This is a genomic window from Caulobacter sp. SSI4214, from assembly GCF_012184455.1.
GTDB lineage: Bacteria > Pseudomonadota > Alphaproteobacteria > Caulobacterales > Caulobacteraceae > Caulobacter > Caulobacter vibrioides_E.
In genome coordinates this window covers 1-18,405 of the sequence record NZ_SZWJ01000038.1, presented here as the reverse complement: position 1 = coordinate 18,405, position 18,405 = coordinate 1, and the positions used below count along the sequence as shown (strand labels likewise).

At 69.7% G+C, this 18,405-nt stretch carries 16 protein-coding genes and 1 pseudogene; 11 read left to right on the top strand and 6 right to left on the bottom strand.

The features are described 5' to 3' along the window. Nucleotides 1-37: 37 nt before the first annotated feature. Both FCU40_RS12645 and FCU40_RS12640 read right to left on the bottom strand, forming a co-directional pair. Entirely contained in the window at nucleotides 38-880 is an 843-nt protein-coding gene (locus FCU40_RS12645; RefSeq protein ID WP_241693605.1) for an ABC transporter permease, read from the bottom strand. Next, the gene (locus tag FCU40_RS12640) at nucleotides 880-1,773 is read right to left on the bottom strand and encodes an ABC transporter ATP-binding protein (protein ID WP_168075384.1); all 894 of its coding nucleotides are present in this window, start codon (nucleotides 1,771-1,773) and stop codon (nucleotides 880-882) included. The genes FCU40_RS12645 and FCU40_RS12640 overlap by 1 nt, the downstream gene beginning before the upstream one ends. A 188-nt stretch (nucleotides 1,774-1,961) precedes the next feature. On the opposite strand from FCU40_RS12640, the gene FCU40_RS12635 reads away from it, so the two are divergent. The 3 genes from FCU40_RS12635 to FCU40_RS12625 all read left to right on the top strand — a co-directional run bounded on the left by FCU40_RS12635 (nucleotide 1,962) and on the right by FCU40_RS12625 (nucleotide 6,197). Further along, nucleotides 1,962-3,212 (top strand): ectonucleotide pyrophosphatase/phosphodiesterase, encoded by a 1,251-nt coding sequence (locus tag FCU40_RS12635; protein ID WP_168075383.1) that lies wholly within the window; start codon nucleotides 1,962-1,964, stop codon nucleotides 3,210-3,212. A 195-nt stretch (nucleotides 3,213-3,407) separates the two neighbouring features. Further along, nucleotides 3,408-4,658 carry a TCR/Tet family MFS transporter gene (locus tag FCU40_RS12630; RefSeq protein ID WP_168075381.1) on the top strand — a complete coding sequence of 417 codons (1,251 nt, stop codon included), beginning with the start codon at nucleotides 3,408-3,410 and terminating at the stop codon, nucleotides 4,656-4,658. A 93-nt stretch (nucleotides 4,659-4,751) separates the two neighbouring features. After that, entirely contained in the window at nucleotides 4,752-6,197 is a 1,446-nt protein-coding gene (locus FCU40_RS12625) for a Do family serine endopeptidase (protein WP_168075379.1), read from the top strand. Here the strand turns inward: FCU40_RS12625 and FCU40_RS12620 are convergent. Next, nucleotides 6,175-7,374, bottom strand: coding sequence for a glycosyltransferase family 87 protein (locus FCU40_RS12620; RefSeq protein WP_168075377.1), 1,200 nt, complete (start codon nucleotides 7,372-7,374; stop codon nucleotides 6,175-6,177). The genes FCU40_RS12625 and FCU40_RS12620 overlap by 23 nt on opposite strands. An 87-nt stretch (nucleotides 7,375-7,461) precedes the next feature. Here FCU40_RS12620 and FCU40_RS12615 point away from each other — a divergent pair, with 87 nt between their 5' ends. The 3 genes from FCU40_RS12615 to FCU40_RS12605 are packed head-to-tail and all read left to right on the top strand — an operon-like array spanning nucleotide 7,462 to nucleotide 10,108. Then, nucleotides 7,462-8,763, top strand: coding sequence for a replication-associated recombination protein A (locus FCU40_RS12615; protein WP_168075375.1), 1,302 nt, complete (start codon nucleotides 7,462-7,464; stop codon nucleotides 8,761-8,763). Then, on the top strand, nucleotides 8,760-9,590 hold the full coding sequence (locus FCU40_RS12610) for an RluA family pseudouridine synthase (protein ID WP_168075373.1): 831 nt from the start codon (nucleotides 8,760-8,762) through the stop codon (nucleotides 9,588-9,590). The genes FCU40_RS12615 and FCU40_RS12610 overlap by 4 nt, the downstream gene beginning before the upstream one ends. Next, entirely contained in the window at nucleotides 9,587-10,108 is a 522-nt protein-coding gene (locus FCU40_RS12605; protein ID WP_168075371.1) for a hypothetical protein, read from the top strand. The genes FCU40_RS12610 and FCU40_RS12605 overlap by 4 nt, the downstream gene beginning before the upstream one ends. 3 nt (nucleotides 10,109-10,111) lie before the next feature. Here FCU40_RS12605 and FCU40_RS12600 read toward each other — a convergent pair whose 3' ends face one another. After that, on the bottom strand, nucleotides 10,112-11,347 hold the full coding sequence (locus tag FCU40_RS12600) for a hypothetical protein (RefSeq protein WP_168075369.1): 1,236 nt from the start codon (nucleotides 11,345-11,347) through the stop codon (nucleotides 10,112-10,114). A 162-nt stretch (nucleotides 11,348-11,509) separates the two neighbouring features. Here FCU40_RS12600 and crcB point away from each other — a divergent pair, with 162 nt between their 5' ends. From crcB to FCU40_RS12585, 3 genes are read left to right on the top strand one after another with little or no spacing between them, the layout of a single operon-like run. Beyond that, complete coding sequence (crcB, locus tag FCU40_RS12595) at nucleotides 11,510-11,893, top strand: fluoride efflux transporter CrcB (RefSeq protein WP_168075367.1); 384 nt, start codon at nucleotides 11,510-11,512, stop codon at nucleotides 11,891-11,893. Beyond that, on the top strand, nucleotides 11,890-12,888 hold the full coding sequence (locus FCU40_RS12590; RefSeq protein ID WP_168075365.1) for an RluA family pseudouridine synthase: 999 nt from the start codon (nucleotides 11,890-11,892) through the stop codon (nucleotides 12,886-12,888). Before crcB ends, FCU40_RS12590 begins: the two co-directional genes overlap by 4 nt. Further along, nucleotides 12,885-14,270, top strand: a complete 1,386-nt coding sequence (locus tag FCU40_RS12585; protein ID WP_168075363.1) for a 2OG-Fe(II) oxygenase family protein — start codon at nucleotides 12,885-12,887, stop codon at nucleotides 14,268-14,270. Before FCU40_RS12590 ends, FCU40_RS12585 begins: the two co-directional genes overlap by 4 nt. 156 nt (nucleotides 14,271-14,426) lie before the next feature. On the opposite strand, the gene FCU40_RS12580 is transcribed toward FCU40_RS12585, so the two are convergent. Further along, entirely contained in the window at nucleotides 14,427-15,728 is a 1,302-nt protein-coding gene (locus FCU40_RS12580; RefSeq protein WP_168075361.1) for a DUF1501 domain-containing protein, read from the bottom strand. Then, nucleotides 15,725-17,172 (bottom strand): annotated as a pseudogene (locus tag FCU40_RS12575) (DUF1800 family protein). Before FCU40_RS12575 ends, FCU40_RS12580 begins: the two are co-directional and overlap by 4 nt. A gap of 54 nt (nucleotides 17,173-17,226) precedes the next feature. On the opposite strand from FCU40_RS12575, the gene FCU40_RS12570 reads away from it, so the two are divergent. Then, nucleotides 17,227-17,952, top strand: coding sequence for an ATP12 family protein (locus FCU40_RS12570; protein ID WP_168075357.1), 726 nt, complete (start codon nucleotides 17,227-17,229; stop codon nucleotides 17,950-17,952). 109 nt (nucleotides 17,953-18,061) lie between these two features. Then, the coding region (locus FCU40_RS12565) for a carboxyl transferase domain-containing protein (protein WP_275052053.1) at nucleotides 18,062-18,405 on the top strand (344 nt) is incomplete at its 3' end.

Below are 18,405 nucleotides of genomic sequence, written 5' to 3'. Positions count from 1 at the left end.
CATGGGGAGATTGGCCGGTTCGCCTCCGGCCCACCGGCTACTCCCGCGTCAAATCCTGCCGTTGGAACAGGAACACCGCGCCCGCCGAGAGGGCGACGATCCAGGCTGCCAGCGCCGCCAGGGCGGGGCCGGCCGAGCTGGCCGCCGGGCCCAGCTGGGCCGGGTCCAGCAGGGCGCCGCGCAAAAGGTCCGCGTCGAAGACCGGGATGGCCAAGAGCTTCCCGGTGACCTTGCCCTGGTCCATCAGGCGCAGGGACGTGGACAGCACCGTCTCGACGAAGCGCGCGCCCAGGCAGGCGATGACCACACCCATGGTCGAGCGCGAGAGGACCCCGACACAGGCCGCCAGCGCCGCCAGGGTCATGGCCTCCAGCCAGGTGATGGCCAGCACGCCGATCGCGTCGAACACCGTGCGGTCCATGGCGGTGACGATCAGCGCCTTGCGGCCGATGGCCGAGCCGATGATCGTCGCCAGGGCCGACAGCGCGGCGGTTAGCATGAGGTTCCAGAAGATCGCCTCGCCCACCACCAACAGCTTGGCCAGCAACAGGTTCGGGCGGGTGTTGCGCGGGGTCAGCAGCCGCCAGGTCTCTCCCCGATAGTCGCCGGCCAGCACGGCGGCGGCGCCGATCATCAGGAACAGCGCCGAGAAGGTCGAGCACCCGTCGGCCAGCGCCTTGATCACCTGGTCCAGCAAGGCCACGGACATGCCCGGCATCGGCTGGCGGATGACATTGCGCAGGAAGAGATCACCGCCGATGCTGAGCACGAAGCCCGCCAGCGGCGCGAAGCAGAAGCCCCAGAACAGAGCGGAGCGGTCGCGCAGCAGGCGGAAGCGCTCGGCGAGAATGGCGTCGGTCAGCATCAGGCTGTTCCCCATCAGGCGGCTTCCTGATCCAAGGTCTTCAGGTAGACGCCCTCGAGATCGGCCTCGCGCCAGCGGGCCTCGGTGATCTCGACCCCGGCCTCGACCAGGGCGCGGATCAGGGCGGGCGCTTCGTCGCGGCGGATGTCGGCCAGCGCCGCGTCGGCGCCGTCGGCCTTGCCCTTGTCGCCCAGCACCGACAACACCTGGGCGATGGGGGAGGCGGCGGTGATGCGCAGCCGCGCCTCGCCGGCGGTCAGCTCGGCCACGCCGCCCTCGGCGACGACCTTGCCCTTGGAGAGGATGGCCACCCGGTCGCAGACGCGACGCACCTCGTCCAGCTGGTGGCTGGCCAGGATCACGGTGACGCCCTCGCGCTGGGCCAGGTCGACGATCAGAGCGCGGATCTCCTGGATGCCGGCGGGGTCCATGCCGCTGGTCGGCTCGTCCAGGATGACCAGTTCGGGCTTGGTGAAGAAGGCGGCCGCCAGGCCCAGACGCTGCTTCATGCCGACCGAGTAGCCGGCGGTCGAGCGATCGGCGGCCTCGGTCAGGCCCACGCGCGCCAGCCAGCCGTCGATGTCGGCGCCCTTCCGGCCGCTTTCCAGCGCCAGCAGGGTCAGGGTGTCGCGGGCGGTCAGGTAGGCCGGGTAGCGTGGGGTCTCGATCATCGCCCCGACCTTGCGCAGGGCGGAGATGTCGCCGGGCGGGGCGCCGAACAGGCGCGCCGAGCCCGAGGTGGGGCGCACCAGGCCGAGCGCGATCCGGAACAGGGTGCTCTTGCCCGCGCCGTTGGGTCCCAGCACCCCGAACACGCCGCCGGCGGGAATGGCGATGGAGAAATCGTCGAGGGCGCGCACCGCCCCGTAGGTCTTGGTGAGGCGGTTGGCCTCCAGGGCGATCGACATGCGAGATTCCCGGGCGCCGACGAGTCGGCTCGACGCGGGGGACTATGGCGGTCCGCCGCCCTCGCGCCAAGTTAAGAGCCGGTCATGCCGCGAACCGGTCCCATCGGAGCCGCGCGAACGACGTTCGTCACACGCCTGCAACGCGGGGCGTCGATCAGGGAGGCTCCGTTGTGTTAAGCGAGCATCCCATGCTGGTCCGTCGTCTTGTTTCGCTGGTTCTCGCCGCCGGTCTGGCGCTGGCGGCTGGCGTCGCTCAGGCGCGGGAAAAGGCCCCGCACCTGACGATTCTGGTCTCGCTGGACGGCTTCCGCGCCGACTATTTGGATCGCGGCGTCACGCCCAACCTCAAGGCCCTGGCCGATGACGGCGCGCGCGGGGCGATGCGGCCCTCGTTCCCCAGCCTGACCTATCCGAACCACTACACGCTGGTGACCGGCAAGCGTCCGGACCGCAACGGCGTGATCGGCAACGAGATGGAGGACGCCGCGATCGGCGGTCCCAAGTTCATGATGAACGGCGAGTCGGCCAACGATCCGCGCTGGTGGAACCAGGCGACGCCGTTCTGGGTCTCGGCGATCAAGCAAGGCAAGCCGGCCGCCGCCATGTTCTGGCCCGGCTCCGAAACGGTGATCGACGGCGTCCGTCCGGTCCATTGGGTAAAGTACGACTCCAAGTTTCCCTATGACGCTCGCGTCGATCAGGTCCTGGCCTGGATGGACAGCGCCGACGGTCCGCCCCTGGCCTTCACCACCCTCTATTTCGACGCCGCCGACACCGAGGGGCACCACTACGGCCCGGACTCGCCCGAGCTGCGGGCGGCCCTGGTCGAGCTGGACCGCTGCATCGGGCGTCTGGTGGCCGGCCTGAAGGCGAGGGGACGTTTCGAGACCACCGACATCGTCATCGTGGCCGATCACGGCATGGCGCCGCTGCCGGCGGCCAACCGCATCGTGCTGGACGACCTGATCGATCTGTCCTCGATCCGCCTGGTCAACAGGGGCGCGATCACGACCTTCTCGCCCCGCCCCGGGCGCGAGCCGGCGGTCGAGGCCGCTGTCCTGCGTCCGCTGCCGCACATGACCTGCTGGCGCAAGGACCGGGTTCCGGCCCGCTTCCACTATGGCCGCAATCCGCGCATCCCGGCGATCGTCTGCCTGTCGGAAACGGGCTGGTACACGACGACGCGCGCGGCCCAGGACGAGGCCGGCAAGAAGAGGTCCAACCCGTGGGACGGCAAGGACGGCGGCGCCCACGGCTTCGATCCCTACGATCCGCTGATGCGCGCGGTGTTTGTCGCCCATGGACCCTCGTTCAAGCCCGGCGTCGTCCTGCCGCTGTTCGACAATGTCGACGTCTATCCGCTGCTGGCGCGGATCACCGGCGTGAAGCCGGAGCCGGGCGACGGCTCCCTGAAGGTCGTGAGCGCGGCCCTGCGGTAGGGCGGGGCGGCGTCGACCACGCGGGCCCTTGCGGCGCGATCGAACAGCGTCCACCTAGAGCCCTTTCCGATCTGATTGATCCAATCAGATCGGATAAAAAAGGGCTCGAAATCAGAAGTTTAGAGCATTTTTCGATCCGATAACCGTTTCACACTTATCGGAAAATGCTCTAGAGCGGCTTGGGGAGAGCGACGCATGACACAGACCATCACGGGCGCGAAACGACAGGCGGCCCTGGGCTTCATCTTCATCACCGCGATCATGGACGTGCTGTCCCTGGGCGTGATGATCCCCGTCCTGCCCAATCTGGTTAAGTCGTTCGGCGGCGGCGATACGGCCGTGGCGGCCGACTGGGTCGTGCTGTTCGCCACCGTCTGGGGCGTGATGCAGTTCTTCTGCTCGCCGGTGCTGGGCCTGATGTCCGACCGTTTCGGCCGCCGTCCGGTGATCCTGACCTCGATCTTCGGCCTGGGCGTCGACTTCCTGTTCATGGCCTTCGCGCCAAGCCTGTGGTGGCTGTTCGTGGGCCGGATCTTCAACGGCATGACCGCCGCCAGCTTCTCGACCGCCAGCGCCTATGTCGCCGATGTCACCACGCCCGAGAACCGCGCCAAGGGCTTTGGCCTGATGGGCGCGGCGTTCGGCGTCGGCTTCACCTTCGGCCCGATGCTGGGCGGCTTCCTCTGGCAGTTCGATCATCGCCTGCCTTTCCTGGTCTGCGCGGGTCTGGCGCTGTGCAACTGGCTGTACGGCTTCTTCGTGCTGCCGGAGTCGCTGCCGCCCGAGCGTCGGCAAACGCGCTTCGACTGGAAGAAGGCCAATCCGATCGGTTCACTGCAACTCCTGCGCAACCATCCTGGTCTATTGGGTCTCGCCGGCGTCGGCTTCCTGTTCCAGCTCGCCCATAACGTGCTGCCCAGCGTGTTCGTACTCTATATGGGCTTCCGCTACGGCTGGGGTCCGAACACGGTCGGCCTGACCCTGATGGCCAGCGGGATCTCCAGCATCATCGTCCAGGCCCTGGTCGTGGGCCGGGTGGTGAAGGCGGTGGGCGAGCGCGGGGCGCTGTTGATCGGCCTGTTCTCGGGCTTCGCCGGCTTCATGATCTACGCCCTGGCGCCGACCGGTCTGCTCTATCTGTGCGGCCTGCCGCTTTTCTCGCTGACCGGCCTGATCCAGCCGGGCCTGCAAGGCTTGATGACGCGCCGTGTCGCGCCGAACGAGCAGGGCCAGTTGCAGGGCGCCAATTCGGCGATGATGGGCATCTCGTCGATCATCGGCCCGTCGCTGTTCCTGATCCCGTTCGCCTTCGCGATCCGCCACGACGCGACCCTGCACATGCCGGGCCTGCCGATCCTGATCGCCGCGACGCTGATGCTGGCCGCGACCTTCCTGGCCTGGGCCAAGGCGCGTCCGCTTCCCGCCTCGGAACCACGGACGGCCTGATCCCTTACACACACGCCGAAACCTCGACCTTTCCCCGCCTTGAACTCGCCCGAAAGCTCGGCTGAGTTGGCGTTGGAACCGCTAGGAGCCTTCTTGAACACCATGCGCCCGATCCGCGCCCTGCTGCCCGTCGTCGTCCTGCTGGCCGCCTGCTCGAACCCGACCGGCCAGTCGCAGGCCCAGTCGATCCCCGACATGCCTCAGCCGACGCGCCACGTCCCGACCGACGCGGCGTCGATGAAGATGTCGTTCGCGCCCGTGGTGAAGAAGGCCTCGCCGGCCGTGGTCAATGTCGCCAGCCGCCGGGTGGTGCGCCAGCGCGCCGATCCGTTCTGGGACTTCTTCATGGGCGGCGGCGGCGCGCCGCGCGAGCAGATCCAGGGCTCGCTGGGCTCGGGCGCGATCGTCCGCGCCGATGGGGTGATCATCACCAACCACCACAATATCGAAGGCATCGTCGAGGGAGCCGGCGACATCACCGTCCAGCTGGCCGACCGTCGCGAGTTCCCGGCCAAGGTGCTGCTGGACGATCCGCGCGCCGATCTGGCCGTGCTGAAGATCGACACCAAGGGCGAGAAGCTGCCCGTCATGGCCATCGACGACCAGGCGCGGCTTGAGGTCGGCGACCTAGTGCTGGCCCTGGGCAATCCGTTCGGCGTCGGCCAGACGGTCACCAACGGCATCATCTCGGCCCTGGCCCGCACCGATGTCGGCGCGGCCGATTTCGGCAGCTACATCCAGACCGACGCGGCGATCAATCCGGGCAATTCGGGCGGTCCGCTGGTCGACATGGACGGCGACCTGATCGGCATCAACACCTTCATCATCTCGCGCTCGGGCTCGTCCAGCGGGGTGGGCTTCGCCATTCCCGCCGCCGTCGTCCGGCAGGTGGTCAACGCCGCGTTGGGCGGCGGCCACAGCGTCGTGCGGCCCTGGCTGGGCGTGAAGGGCCAGCCGGTGACCGGGGAAATCGCCCGGAGTCTCGGCATGGCCGCGCCGCGCGGCGTGCTGGTGGCCCAGGTCTATCCCGGCTCGTCCGCCGACCGCGCGGGCCTGAAGGAAGGCGACGTGATCCTGTCGATCGACGGCCAGGCCGTGAACGACGACGGCGCGGGCGCCTTCGCCATCGGCACCCACAAGATCGGCGACAGCGTGCCGGTCCAGATCCAGCGCAACGAGCGCCCCCAGACCCTGACGATCCGCGCCGCGGCCGCGCCGGAGGTTCCCGCCCGCGACGAGCGTGTCCTCAAAGGGCGCAACCCGTTCGACGGCGCCACGGTGATCAACCTCTCGCCGGCGGCGGCCCAGGATCTGAGCATCGATCCCTTCGCCGGACGCGGCGTGCTGGTGACCAAGTTGCAGCAGGGCTACGCGGCCAACGCGGGCCTGCAACCGGGCGATTTCATTCGCGAGGTCAATGGCCGCGCGGTCAACACCGTCTCCGACCTGAGCGCCATCCTGGCCGGTCCCGCGGCCCGCAACTGGGTGGTGACGATCGAGCGTCAGGGGCAGCGGATCACGGCGCGGTTCTCGGTGTAGTCCGCTCGGTCCAGGCCGCGCGGACCAGCAGGGCGAACAGGGGGATCAGGATCAGCGGTCCCAGCGGGATCCCGTTGAACACGCCCGAGAAGATGAACATCGGCAGGCAGAAGCCCGTAATCGCCAGGATGCGTTCTCCCGGGCGCCAGGCCTGGCCGGGCGCCATGCGCGCGGCCGCCAGCATCACGGCGGCGGCCGACACCATCGGCATGTCGTAGACGAAGGCGTAGGGCGTGGTCAGGAACACGCCTACCTGCAGGGCCGCGGAGTCCAGGCTGCTGGGCGCGGCCTCTTTCCGGCCGCGATGGAACAGGGCCAGCAGGATCACGGTGACGGCCCCGGCGATCGTCAGTTGCGCGACGGACAACACCGTATGGCTGGCCCCGGCGCTGCGCAGCGCGGCGCTGACCGTGGGCATCTTCCAGCCCAGGCTGCTCCACTCCGCCTCGATCGTGCGCGAGAACCGGGGCAGGGCCTTGATCCAGGCCAGCCAGGCCGGGAGGCCGAACGCGAGGAGGCTGGCGGCCACCAGGGCCAGCACCGTTCCGCCGGTGGCGAACAGCGTGCGCCAGCGACGGCCGGCCAGCAGGACCAGGGGCAGCAGCACGAACAGCTGCGGCTTGCAGGACAGCAGTCCCAACAGGACGCCGGCCAGCAGGGGGCGGCGCTCCATGATGCGAAGAGCGCCGATCAGCAGGGCCGCTGTGATCAATCCGTTCTGGCCGAAGATGATGGTGAGGACCGTGGTCGGCGCCAGCACCGCCAGCCAGGGCAGCAGCGAGCGCTCTGCGGTCGCCCCAACGGCCAGGATGAAGCCGCCGAGACCTAGAACCGTCCAGACCAGATAGGCCGGCAGATAGCCCAACATCCCCAGCGGCTTGAGAAACAGCAGCAGGGTCGGCGGATAGGCGCACGGATAGAAAGAATGGAAGCCGGGCAGCAGGGCGTGCTGGAAGCTCTCCAGCAGCTTGAAGTCATAGATCCGCGCGGCCGGCATGGCTTCCAGGAAGCGGCCGAAGCTCCAGAAGGCGTAGAAGTCCGAGAATAGCGGCGTGTCGCCGGTCGGCTTGTAGGTCCAGAAATAGAGCGCCATGCTGACGACCTGGTACAGCCCTAGCAGCACCGCCGCCGCCACCAGCACGCGCGAGGTCCCGCGCTTGTCCGGCTCAGCATCCATGCCCCCGTCCCCCTCATGCTTAACGCGCGCACTTTGAGGGCAAGGTGATAACGGGACTTGAACGCGATGGGCTGCTAGAACGATCGCATGTCCGATCTCTTCCAGGCCGCCGGCCTGACGCCTCACGCGCCCGCCCCCTTGGCCGACCGTCTGCGGCCCCAAAGGCTGGAGGACGTGGTGGGCCAGCAGCATCTTCTGGGGCCCGATGGTCCCATCGGCCGTATGGCCGCGGCGCATCGCCTGGCCTCGATGATCCTTTGGGGACCGCCCGGCACCGGCAAGACCACGATCGCTCGCCTGCTGGCCAAGGCCGGCGGCTACGAGTTCCAGCAGATCTCGGCCGTGTTCTCGGGCGTCGCCGACCTGAAGAAGGCCTTCGAGCAGGCGCGCGCGCGCCGCATGGCCGGCCAGTCGACGCTGCTGTTCGTCGACGAGATCCACCGCTTCAACCGCGCCCAGCAGGACGGCTTCCTGCCGTTCGTGGAGGAGGGGATCGTCACCCTGGTCGGGGCCACGACCGAAAACCCCTCGTTCGAGCTGAACGGCGCCTTGCTGTCGCGCTGCCAGGTGTTCGTGCTCAAGCGGCTGTCCGACGAGTCGCTGGACCTCTTGCTGCAACGCGCCGAGGCGGCCGAGGCGCGGTCTCTGCCGATCGACGCCGAGGCCCGCGCCGCGCTGGTGGCCATGGCCGACGGCGACGGCCGCTACCTGCTGACCCTGGCCGAGACCCTGTTCTCGGTCGGCGCGGACACGCCGCTGAACGCGGCCCAGCTCGCGCAATTCCTGCAGAAGCGCCGGCCGGCCTACGACAAGGACCGCGAGGAGCACTACAACCTGATCTCGGCCCTGCATAAGTCGGTGCGGGGCAGCGATCCGGACGCGGCGCTGTACTGGCTGGCGCGGATGCTGGAGGGGGGCGAGGATCCGCTGTTCATCGCCCGCCGCCTGGTGCGCATGGCCTCGGAGGACATCGGCGCCGCCGACCCGCTGTCGCTGCTGCTGACCACGGCGGCCAAGGACGCCTTCGACTTCCTGGGCAGCCCCGAGGGCGAGCTGGCCCTGGCCCAGGCCGTCGTCCACATGGCCAGCGCGCCGAAGTCGAACGCGGTCTACGCCGCCTTCAAGGCCGCCCGTCGCGCGGCCAAGGAGACCGGCAGCCTGCCGCCGCCGGCCCACATTCTCAACGCGCCGACCAAGCTGATGAAGTCGCTGGGCTACGGCGACGGCTACGCCTACGACCACGACGTCGAGGGGGGCGTGTCGGGACAGAACTATTTCCCGGACGGCATGGGTCGTCAGCGGTTCTATCAACCCAAGCCGATCGGGGCCGAGGCCAAGGTCCGCGAGCGCCTGGACGCCTGGAGCCAACTGCGCAAGGACGGCAAATGAGCGCGCCGAAGTTTCGCCGCCCGCCCGGCGTCGCCAAGCCCAAGGCCGTCGAGATCCCCATTGTCTTGACCCCCGAAGAGATCGAGGCCGCGAGGTCTTGGGTGCTCTACGAGGACGAGACGATCATTGTGTTGAACAAGCCGGCCGGGCTTTCCAGCCAAGGCGGCCGGATCAAGGCCCATACGCTCGACGACCTCCTTTGGGCGTTCGCGCGGCCCAATCGGCCTCGTCCGAGGCTTGTCCATCGCCTGGACCGCGACACTTCGGGCGTGATCCTGACGGCCAAGACCAAGCCGGCGGCGGCCTTTCTGGGCAAGGCGTTGGAGGCCAAGCGGTTTCGCAAGGCCTATCTGGCGATCACGGCCGGCGCGCCCGAGCCGAAGGGCGGCATGATCGACAGCCCGCTTCGGCGCGAGTCGATCGGCCGCGAGGCGTATATGCGGGTCTGCGCCCCCGACCATCCCGACGCCGAGACCGCCCGCAGTCGCTATCGCACCCTGGCGCACAACGCTGGCGCGGCCCTGGTCGAGCTTTCGCCCGATACGGGGCGGATGCACCAGCTACGGGTCCACATGGCCTCGATCGGGCGCCCGTTGGTCGGCGACAGTCGCTACGGCGGGGCGCTAATGCTGGGCGGCGTGGCCGCGCCGCGCCTGATGCTGCACGCGGCCAGCCTGACCTTCCCGCATCCCTTGGGCGGCGAGCGCAAGATCACGGCCCCGCTTCCGTCCGATTTCAGGACCATGCTGGCGGCTCTGGACCTTCCGGCGCCGGAACAGCCGCGTCCGGCGACCGTTGATCAGGACGAAAGAGGTGCGAGCGCATGACCGTCGTGAAAACCGCCAAGCCCCTGATCGCGCTGGCCGCCGCGAGCCTCGTGCTGGCCGCCTGCGCCACCGCCCCGACCGTGTACCGGGCGGCCGCGCCCGGCGCGGTCGGCGAGATCGGCTATTCGGAATATCGCCTGGAGGCCGGCCGCTATCGCGTCACCTTCCAGGGCGGTCCCGGCGCGCCGGAGAACCAGATCGCCGACTACGCCCTGCTGCGCGCCGCCGAGCTGGCTCTGCGCGACGGCTATGACTGGTTCCGCGTCGCCGACCGCGAGACCACGGTCAGCGGCGAGTCGAGCGGCCCGCGCTTCTCGGTCGGCGGCGGGTCAAGCACCTATGGCCATCGCAGCAGCGTCGGACTCGGCGTGGGGACTAGCTTCAACCTCGGTCCGGGTCCGGCCTTTTCGCGATCCCTGGAGGTCGTGTTCGGCAAGGGACCTACGCCGCGCGACCGCGACGCCTACGACGCGCGCGACGTGGTCAAGCAGATCGGCTACGGGCGGCAGCGGATTTAAGAGCTAAGCCGCCGCCTGTCGGCTCAGAGGATAGACGGCGCGCAGTCCGGCATGGGTCAGGCCCGCCGTTTCGGCCGCGGCGAAGTAGCCGTCCTGGGGCAGGCCTTGCAGGATGGTCATCGGCGCCAGGCCCCGGGCGTCGCGGCCGAAGGCCATGATGTCCATGGCGATATTGTTGGCCGCGCCCGCCAGGTCGGAGGCGTCGAGCGTCAGGCCCGCCAGGCGAGCGTCGCGCAGTACGCGCAAGGCCTCCTTGTCGGGCGGCACCCGAGCGATCACGCCGTGGGTGAGGGCGCGCAGCAGGCCGACGACCTCAAGCAGGCGACCGGCGGGCGTGCCGCGGGTGATGTCGACCAGCTCGATCATCACGCCGCCGCGTAGCAGCGACAGCGACAGGCCGGCGGTGCCGGTCAGGAGGTCGCGTCCGCGCTGGGTGCCCAGGGTGCGGAAGGACGCGGGCAGGATCAGCTCGGGCGTCGCCGGGCCTTGGGCCGAGCGGGCGAACACCGCGGCGTATTTCAGCGTCGACTCGTCGATGAAGGCGACATCGCGGTCCGACAGCTTGGTCAGGGCCCGCGATGAGGCCTGCCGCCCGCTGGCCAGGTGCGTGACCATCGGCTCGACCCGGACGGCGGTGGTGACGTTGCGGCGCAGGCTGATGACGTGTTCCAGCGTGAAGTCCACGCGCAGCGCCGCGCCGCCCGCCGTGGTGAAGGCCACCGGCGTGCGGCGCGCCTCGTCGGCGGGGTCGACCGAAATCCGCACTGGCGAGCGCGCCGAGTCCCGGCGGGCGCGGGCGGCCAGCACGACAGCCGCGTCGACGGGCTTGCAGACGGCTTGGCCGCCTTCCACGCCAATCACCGAGCGCACGCGCAGATCGGCGACATCCGCCGCGCCCAGCAGGTGGGTCAGGACGTCTTCCATGATCTTGACGCTCGTCGCCTGGGCGGCAAGGCCGTTGTCGTTGTTCATCGCGATCAGGAATTCGCTGTCGGAGATCCGGGCTCGCATGTCCTGGCGATCCAGGTGCTCGCCCAGCTTGCGCTCCACGTAGGTCCAGACATCGGCGCGCTTCTGAGCCCACCATTCGCCGGCCCACGCCTTGACCGCCTTGACGCTGATGACATTCACCGAACCGCGCGGAATCAACTCCGAGCGAACCAGGCGCTCGGCCACCGGGGCGGGGAGGGAGACCCGCTCGATCGAGGCTTCGGCGATGGAGGGGGTGTCGGAGGGCATGGTTCGGGCGCTTTCTACTGCCCGCAAAATGCGGCGCGCGCGCTTAATCGCGAGTGTTAAAACAAGGTTTCCCGGCCGGTTTACCGTGAAAGACGCTGGGGAAAGTCCGTGGAACGTCGGCGGACTCTTGGCGTTCGCGCCCACGCGGCCCATAAGGGCCTCATGAACAAGCTGCTTCTCGTGGCCGCTGGCGGGGCCGTCGGCTCGGTCGCGCGGTATCTGGTGGGCGTTGGGGCCATGCGGGTCATGGGGACCGGCTGGCCTTACGGCACCTTCACCGTCAACATCGTCGGAGGCTTCCTGATGGGATGCCTGGCCTCGTGGCTCGCCCATCGCGGGACGGCCGGAAGCGAAACCTGGCGCGTGGCGCTGGGCGTCGGCGTGCTGGGCGGCTTCACCACCTTCTCGTCATTCTCGCTGGAGACGGCGCTGATGATCCAGAAGCGTGACTACCTGCAGGCCTTCTCCTATTCGGCCGCCAGCGTGCTGCTGGCCATTTCGGCCCTGTTCGCGGGCCTGCTAATCGCGCGGCGGATCCTGGCATGACCGGCAAGGAAGTTCGCACCCTCTATGTCGACGCCGGCGAGGACGGGGTCCGTCTGGATCGCTGGTTCAAGCGCCGTTGGCCGCATCTGAACCACGTGCAGCTCAACAAGCTGTTCCGCTCGGGTCAGGTGCGGGTGGACGGCTCGCGCGCCAAGGCCGACACCCGGCTGGCCGCCGGCAGCACCGTGCGGGTTCCGCCCTTGCCCGACGCGCCCGATCCCGCCGACAAGGGCAAGCTGTCGGCGCGCGACATCGCCTATGCCCGCTCGCTGGTGCTGTACGAGGACGAAGAGGTCCTGGCCCTGAACAAGCCCGCCGGCCTGGCCGTGCAGGGCGGAACCAAGACCACAAAGCACGTCGACAAGCTGCTGAGCGCCTGGGGCGAGGGCCTTGACCGTCCGCGCCTGGTCCATCGCCTCGACCGCGACACCTCGGGCGTGCTGCTGCTGGGCAAGACGCCCGGCGCCGCGGCCCGCCTTTCGGGCGCGTTCGCCAAGCGCAAGGCGCAGAAGACCTATTGGGCCATTGTCGCCGGCAACCCGCATCCGACCGAAGGCGTGATGGAGCTGCACCTGGCCAAGCGCGGTGTCGGCGATCGCGAGCTGGTCGTGCCCGCCCAGCCCAAGGACCCGGACGCCCAGCCGGCCGAGACCGAGTTCGTCACCATCAGTCGCGCGGGTCCCCGCGTGACCTGGATGGCCCTGCGTCCGCACACCGGCCGCACGCACCAGCTGCGCGCCCACATGAAGGCCATGGGCCACCCGATCCTGGGCGATCCCAAATATAGCGACGAAAAATCCGCGCCGCTGTCGGAAGGGTTGAAGCTGCAATTGCACGCGCGGTCGATCCTGTTGCCGCACCCGTCAGCCGGCATGTTGCACATCGAGGCGCCTATCAGCGCCGAGATGGCCGCCGGCTTCGCCAAGTTCGGCTTCTCGGAGGACGAGGCCGATCAGGATCCGTTCGCGCGGCGGAGCGCCAAAGGCAGGCGATGAGCCTCGAGGCGTCGCTGACCGCCAAGGCGCGGGCCCTGAAGGCGGCGGGCGACCTGGACGCCGCGCTCGATTGCTACCGTCAGGCGGTGGCCGCCGCCCCGTCCAGCGGCGCCGCCGAGCACAACCTCGCGGCCAATCTGGGCAATATGGAGCTGTACCCGGAGGCCGCCGAGGCGGCGTCGCGCGCCATCGCCAAGGGGCATGACGCCCCGGAGACCCGGCTGGTGAGAGCCCGGGCGCGCGAGGGGCTGGGCGACTTGGCCGCCGCCGAGGCCGACTATCGCGCGGCCCTGGCCAAGCGCCCGGCCTATGTCGAGGCGCTTTCGGGTCTTGCCCATCTGATCTGGGTGGCGACCGGCGACGTCGGCGCCGCCCTGGCGGTGCTGCCGCCCCAGGACGCGCCGCCGCTCGCCCTGATCCGCGCCCGCCTGCTGACCGGCGCGGGCCGTCTGGAAGACGCCTATGCCGCCGTCGAACCGCTGGCGCGCCTGGCCCCGCGCGAGCCGGCCGCACAGGTCGAAGCCGCCAAACTAGCCGCGCCGGTCGATCCGGCCCGGGCTGTCGCCCACGCCGAACGCGCCTTCGCCTTGGTCCCGCACGATCCGCGCGTCATCTGCGTCCTGGCCGAGAGCCTGCTGGCCGCGGGCGACGCGGCGCGGGCCGCCAGGCTGGTCGAGGACGTCGCCGCCAAGATTCCCGACGATCAGGGCGTCCTGGCCCTGCTGGCCACCGCCTGGCGCCTGACGAACGATCCTCGCTACGCCGACCTCGCCCAACGGGACGAACTGGTCGGAAGCCACGCTATAGCGACGCCGCCCGGCTGGCCGGACCTCGACGCTTATCTGGCCGACCTGGCCACGTCGCTGAACGCGCTGCACGAGGGGCGCGCGCCGCCGCTGGGGCAGTCGGTGCGCCACGGCACCCAGACCAAGCAGAGCCTGCTGCGCTCGCGCGATCCGGCGATCATGGCCTTCTTCCAAGCCGTCGACGCGCCGATCCGCCAACATCTCGCGGCTCTGGGGCAGGGCGATCATCCGACGAAGCGGCGGAATCGGGGCGGCTATCGCCTGGCCGGCGCCTGGTCGGTCAACCTCTCGGCCGGCGGCTTCCACACCGATCACGTCCATCCGGAAGGCTGGCTGTCGTCGGCCTTCTATGTCCAGTTGCCGCCGGCCGTGGAGTCTCCCGGCAAGGCCGGTTGGCTGCGGTTCGGCAAGCCAGGTCTTTCCACCCATCCGACGCTGGAGCCCGAACGCTGGATCAAGCCGGCGCCCGGCCGATTGGCGCTGTTTCCGTCATGGATGTGGCATGGCGTCGAGCCGTTCGAAGGGGAAGGGCGGCGTCTGACGATCGCCTTCGACCTGCTGCCTTCCCGAGGGTAGACCAAGCGGCGCGAAGACGAAACGCCGCTTGGTCCCCCACCTGACCGCGCGGCTGGGGGGAGCGCGCGGCCGTCCGACCCTTTGGGGCGGAGCTGTAGAGCGTCGCGCGGAAAACTGGACTCCGGCTTTCCGCTAAAGCGACGCGAAGACAGAAACCTAGACCAGGCCCGTCAGCGGCCGGACGCCGGCGCTGTCAGGGAAGACCTTGCTGTCCAGGATCGCGCGGTCGACGCCCATGTGGTCGGCCAGGGCGCCCTTGAAGAGGCCGCGCATGTCCAGGGTCGGGGCCGTATCGCGGTTCTCGAACAGCGCCTTTTCCGACAGGGTCGGCCAGTCGCCGATGATGCCGCCGCGCTTCAGGGCGCCGCCCAGCACCAGACCGGTGGAGGCGGTGCCGTGGTCGGTGCCGCCGGTGCCGTTGACCCGAGCGGTGCGACCAAACTCGGTGACCGCGATGACTAGGGTGTTCTTCCACTCCGGACCCAGGCCCTGATGCAGGCCGTCCAGCACGGCGTCGACATAGGACAGGCGCGTGGCGATCTGGCCTGGCTGGCCGGCATGGGTGTCGAAGCCGTCCAGCGAGACGGCGGCGATCTGCGGGCCGCCGGCCTGGATCATGAAGCCGCCGAGGGTCGCGCCCAGCTTGCGGGCCGCGTCGCCGCCAGCCTTGTTCTGCTTGTCGCCCGCCGTGGCCTGGGAGGCCATGGTCATCTGAGGCGTCCCGGGAGGCGTTCCCGGGGGCGTCATCGACGGCGTCGAGGCGGCCGCCATGTTCATGGCCGGCGAGGCGGCCATCGCCGTCATCGCCGTCTGGGCCATGGCCTCGGTTTCCAGGCCGCGCGCGAAGGCCGGTCCCAGCATCGGATCGTTCTTGTAGAGGTCCTGCAGCAGAGTGGGCAGGCGGGCGGTCTCATCGACCAGCTTGCCCGGCGACCAGCTGGCGGCCTGCACCTTGCCGCGCAGGATCAGCGGGGCCGTGGAGCCGACCGACAGGCCCTCGACGCGCCGGATCGGAGCCAAGGATTCCAGCGTCCGGTTCAGCCAGCCGGTCTCGGTCCCGTAGACGTGGGCCGCGCCGGTCTCCAGCACGTCCTGGGCCTCGAAATGCGAGCGGGCGCGGTCGGGACTGGCGATGGCGGGGGCGATGCGGGCCTCGCCGTTCAGGGCCAGGGCGTGGACGGCTTGCAACTCCGGATGCAGGCCGAAGGTATCGTCCAGCATCAGCACCTCGTCGCGCCGCATGGCGATCGAGCCGCGCAGCCGCGCGTAGTCGGGATCGCCCACTGGCGGCGAGACCGACAGGCCGTCCATGCCGCCTCGGCAAATGATCACCACCAGCTTCTTCCGGGCGAGGCCGCCTTCGGAGGCCGCGAACGCCTGGCTGCCCAGGAAGTTGACGCTGATCCCCAGGCCGACGCCCAGGCTCAGCAGCGAACGACGGTTGATTTGAGCGGTCATCGGCGTTGGAACTCCGGGCTCATCACGAGAAGGGCGAAGGCTTCCTTGCGGGTCTCGGCGCGCGAGACGGCCTTGGCGACGGGGGGCGTCAGGCGGTCGCCCAGGGCCTGGACCGCCAGGGCGTTGGGATCGGTGCGGTCGGCGGCCGCGGCGGCGAAGCCTTGAGCCCACTGCATCCGCTTGATCAGGCCGTCGGGCGAGGCCCAGGTCTGGGCGTCCTCCGGCCAGCCCTTGGGCGAGGGGGCCGAGAACGGCTTTTGGCCCAGACCGGTGAGGATCGGCGCGATGCGCTCGATCGCGGAGGGCTCGGCGCCGATCAGCCGCCAGGTCGACAGGGTGTATTCGTAGGGCGTCTTGAACTTGGCCGGCGTCGGATCCCAGGCCTCGGGGCTCTCGACCAGGGTCTTGGCCACGAGCGCCAGGTCGCCGCCGGTCTCCATCCAGCGCCGCTCCAGGCGCGCGGTCAGGGAGGGCGGTGGCGTGTCGGACACGAAGTGCCGGGCGATCTGGCCGCAGACATGGCGGGCGGTGCGGGGATCGGCGGCCAGGTCCTTCAGCACGGCCAGACCCTGGGCGACGTCCGACTGGCCATAGTGGCGGCCTATGATCGTGCGGCCGCCGGGCTCGTGGGCGTTGACCCGGAACACGAATTGGCCGGCGCGCTCCTCGTTGTCCCGGCCGATCGAGAAGCCGGTCAGGGCGCGGGCGAACTCGGTGACGTCGGCCTGGGTGTAGCCGGCGTCGACGCCCACCGTGTGCAGCTCCATGATCTCGCGCGCCAGGTTCTCGTTCAGCCCGACCTTGGACTTGCCGCCGCGCCGGGCCGCGTTGAAAGCGACCTGGCTGTTGGGACCGACCGACTGGGCCTGGTCCAGATAGGTCAGCATGGCCGGATGGGTCGACGAGGCGACCAGCAGGTTCTCGAAGCTGTTGAAGACATAGGGGCGGATCGCCTCGCGCTCGAACGGTCCGATCAGCACCGAGGTGATCTGCTTGGTCGCCGAGACCGTGAAGTGGTTGGCCCAGAACAGCGCCCAGCGCTCGCGGAAGCCTGCGGGCGTGTTGGCGCCCAGGCGGGCGCGCGCCAGGAAGTCGGCGTTGATCTTGTCGCGCAGCTCGCGCTGGGAGTCCTTGAACGTCTGGATGTTGGCGGCGGTCTTGTCGGCCTGGCCGTCCTTCTGCTCGCGCCCCATCTTCCGTTGTTGCTGATATTGGCGCATCTGCTCGAAGCGCTGGGCCGAAGTGTCGCCGCCGTCCTGCGGGATGTCGGCGCCCTCGCGGCGGATCTGGCCGATCAGGAAGCCCTGCGGATCGACCTTGGCCGCGTCGATCTCGCCGGGGCGCGCCCCCAGACCGAAACGCGTGACGGCGATGGCGGCCATCATGTCTTTACTGGGTAGGCTCAACGGGGCTCTCCCTTGCGCGAAGTCGCGACATTGCCCATTCAACGCGGGCCGCGCGGAACTCCGTCGCGGCGTTCCGCGAAGTGAGTTTCCCCGTGTCCGACAAGTCCGAGCTGCTGCTGAAACCCAAGCGCTTCTACAAGGCGGCCGCGACCGCGCCCGTCGCGGGCGGTTTCGCGGTCCAGCTGGACGGCCGCGCGCCGAAGTCTCCGGCGAAGAACCCGCTGGTCGCGCCGACCCGGGCCCTGGCGGACCTGATCGCCGCCGAGTGGGACGCCCAGGCCGACTATATCGACACCAGCCTGATGCCGGCCACGCGACTGGCGTTCACGGCGATCGACCGTATCGCCGAGACCCGCGCCGAGGTGGCCCGCGAGATCACCGCCTACGCGGCCTCGGATCATCTCTGCTACCGCGCCGAGCACCCGGCGCCGCTGGTCGAGCGTCAGGCGCGCGCGTGGGGCGCGGTCCTGGACTGGGCGAAGGCCGAGCACGGCCTGACCTTCACGCCCGTGGCCGGGATCATCCACCAGCCGCAGCCGCCGGCCACTCTGGCGTCGGTCGAGGCCCTGGCCCTGACCCTGGACGACTTCACCCTGGCGGGCCTGGCCTTCGCCGCCGGTCTCTACGGCTCGACCGTGCTGGCCCTGGCGGTGCGCGCGGGACGGCTGACCGGCCGCGCCGCGCTCGACCTGGCGCGTCTGGAGGAGCTGTTCCAGGCGGAGCAGTGGGGCCAGGACGACGAGGCCGCCGCCCGCGCTAAGGCCCTGGGCGTCGAGGCCGAGATGATCGACCGCTGGTTCGCCGCCCTGCGCGCATAACGGTCCGCGGGACGCGCCGGTCGCCAGCGATGCTTGCCTCGCCCGCCGGGGCTCGCTACGCCTGCCGCATAAGGTGGGCAAACCGCCGGCCGGGCAGGAGATCAGCCGCGTGCAGCAGATACTGGAAGAACTGGAGCGTCGTCGTGGGCGGGCGAAGGCTGGGGGCGGCGAGGCTCGGGTGGCGGCGCAGCACGGCAAGGGCAAGCTGACGGCGCGCGAGCGGATCGATCTTCTGCTGGACGAGGGCAGCTTCGAGGAGTTCGACATGTTCGTCGAGCACCGCTGCGCCGACTTCGGCATGGAGGCCCAGAAGGTGCCGGGCGACGGGGTGGTCACCGGCTGGGGCACGATCAACGGCAAGGTCGTCTACGTCTTCTCCAAGGACTTCACGGTGTTCGGCGGCAGCCTGTCGAACGCCCACGCCCAGAAGATCGTCAAGGTCCAGCGCCAGGC

What these genes read in the sequence shown, in the direction of transcription:
- FCU40_RS12640 (WP_168075384.1), bottom strand. Translation starts at nt 1,773, where the DNA reads ATGTCGATCGCCCTGGAGGCCAACCGCCTCACCAAGACCTACGGGGCG.
- crcB (WP_168075367.1), top strand. Translation starts at nt 11,510, where the DNA reads ATGAACAAGCTGCTTCTCGTGGCCGCTGGCGGGGCCGTCGGCTCGGTC.
- FCU40_RS12585 (WP_168075363.1), top strand. Translation starts at nt 12,885, where the DNA reads ATGAGCCTCGAGGCGTCGCTGACCGCCAAGGCGCGGGCCCTGAAGGCG.
- FCU40_RS12610 (WP_168075373.1), top strand. Translation starts at nt 8,760, where the DNA reads ATGAGCGCGCCGAAGTTTCGCCGCCCGCCCGGCGTCGCCAAGCCCAAG.
- FCU40_RS12615 (WP_168075375.1), top strand. Translation starts at nt 7,462, where the DNA reads ATGTCCGATCTCTTCCAGGCCGCCGGCCTGACGCCTCACGCGCCCGCC.
- FCU40_RS12620 (WP_168075377.1), bottom strand. Translation starts at nt 7,374, where the DNA reads ATGGATGCTGAGCCGGACAAGCGCGGGACCTCGCGCGTGCTGGTGGCG.
- FCU40_RS12580 (WP_168075361.1), bottom strand. Translation starts at nt 15,728, where the DNA reads ATGACCGCTCAAATCAACCGTCGTTCGCTGCTGAGCCTGGGCGTCGGC.
- FCU40_RS12600 (WP_168075369.1), bottom strand. Translation starts at nt 11,347, where the DNA reads ATGCCCTCCGACACCCCCTCCATCGCCGAAGCCTCGATCGAGCGGGTC.
- FCU40_RS12635 (WP_168075383.1), top strand. Translation starts at nt 1,962, where the DNA reads ATGCTGGTCCGTCGTCTTGTTTCGCTGGTTCTCGCCGCCGGTCTGGCG.
- FCU40_RS12590 (WP_168075365.1), top strand. Translation starts at nt 11,890, where the DNA reads ATGACCGGCAAGGAAGTTCGCACCCTCTATGTCGACGCCGGCGAGGAC.
- FCU40_RS12605 (WP_168075371.1), top strand. Translation starts at nt 9,587, where the DNA reads ATGACCGTCGTGAAAACCGCCAAGCCCCTGATCGCGCTGGCCGCCGCG.
- FCU40_RS12630 (WP_168075381.1), top strand. Translation starts at nt 3,408, where the DNA reads ATGACACAGACCATCACGGGCGCGAAACGACAGGCGGCCCTGGGCTTC.
- FCU40_RS12645 (WP_241693605.1), bottom strand. Translation starts at nt 880, where the DNA reads ATGGGGAACAGCCTGATGCTGACCGACGCCATTCTCGCCGAGCGCTTC.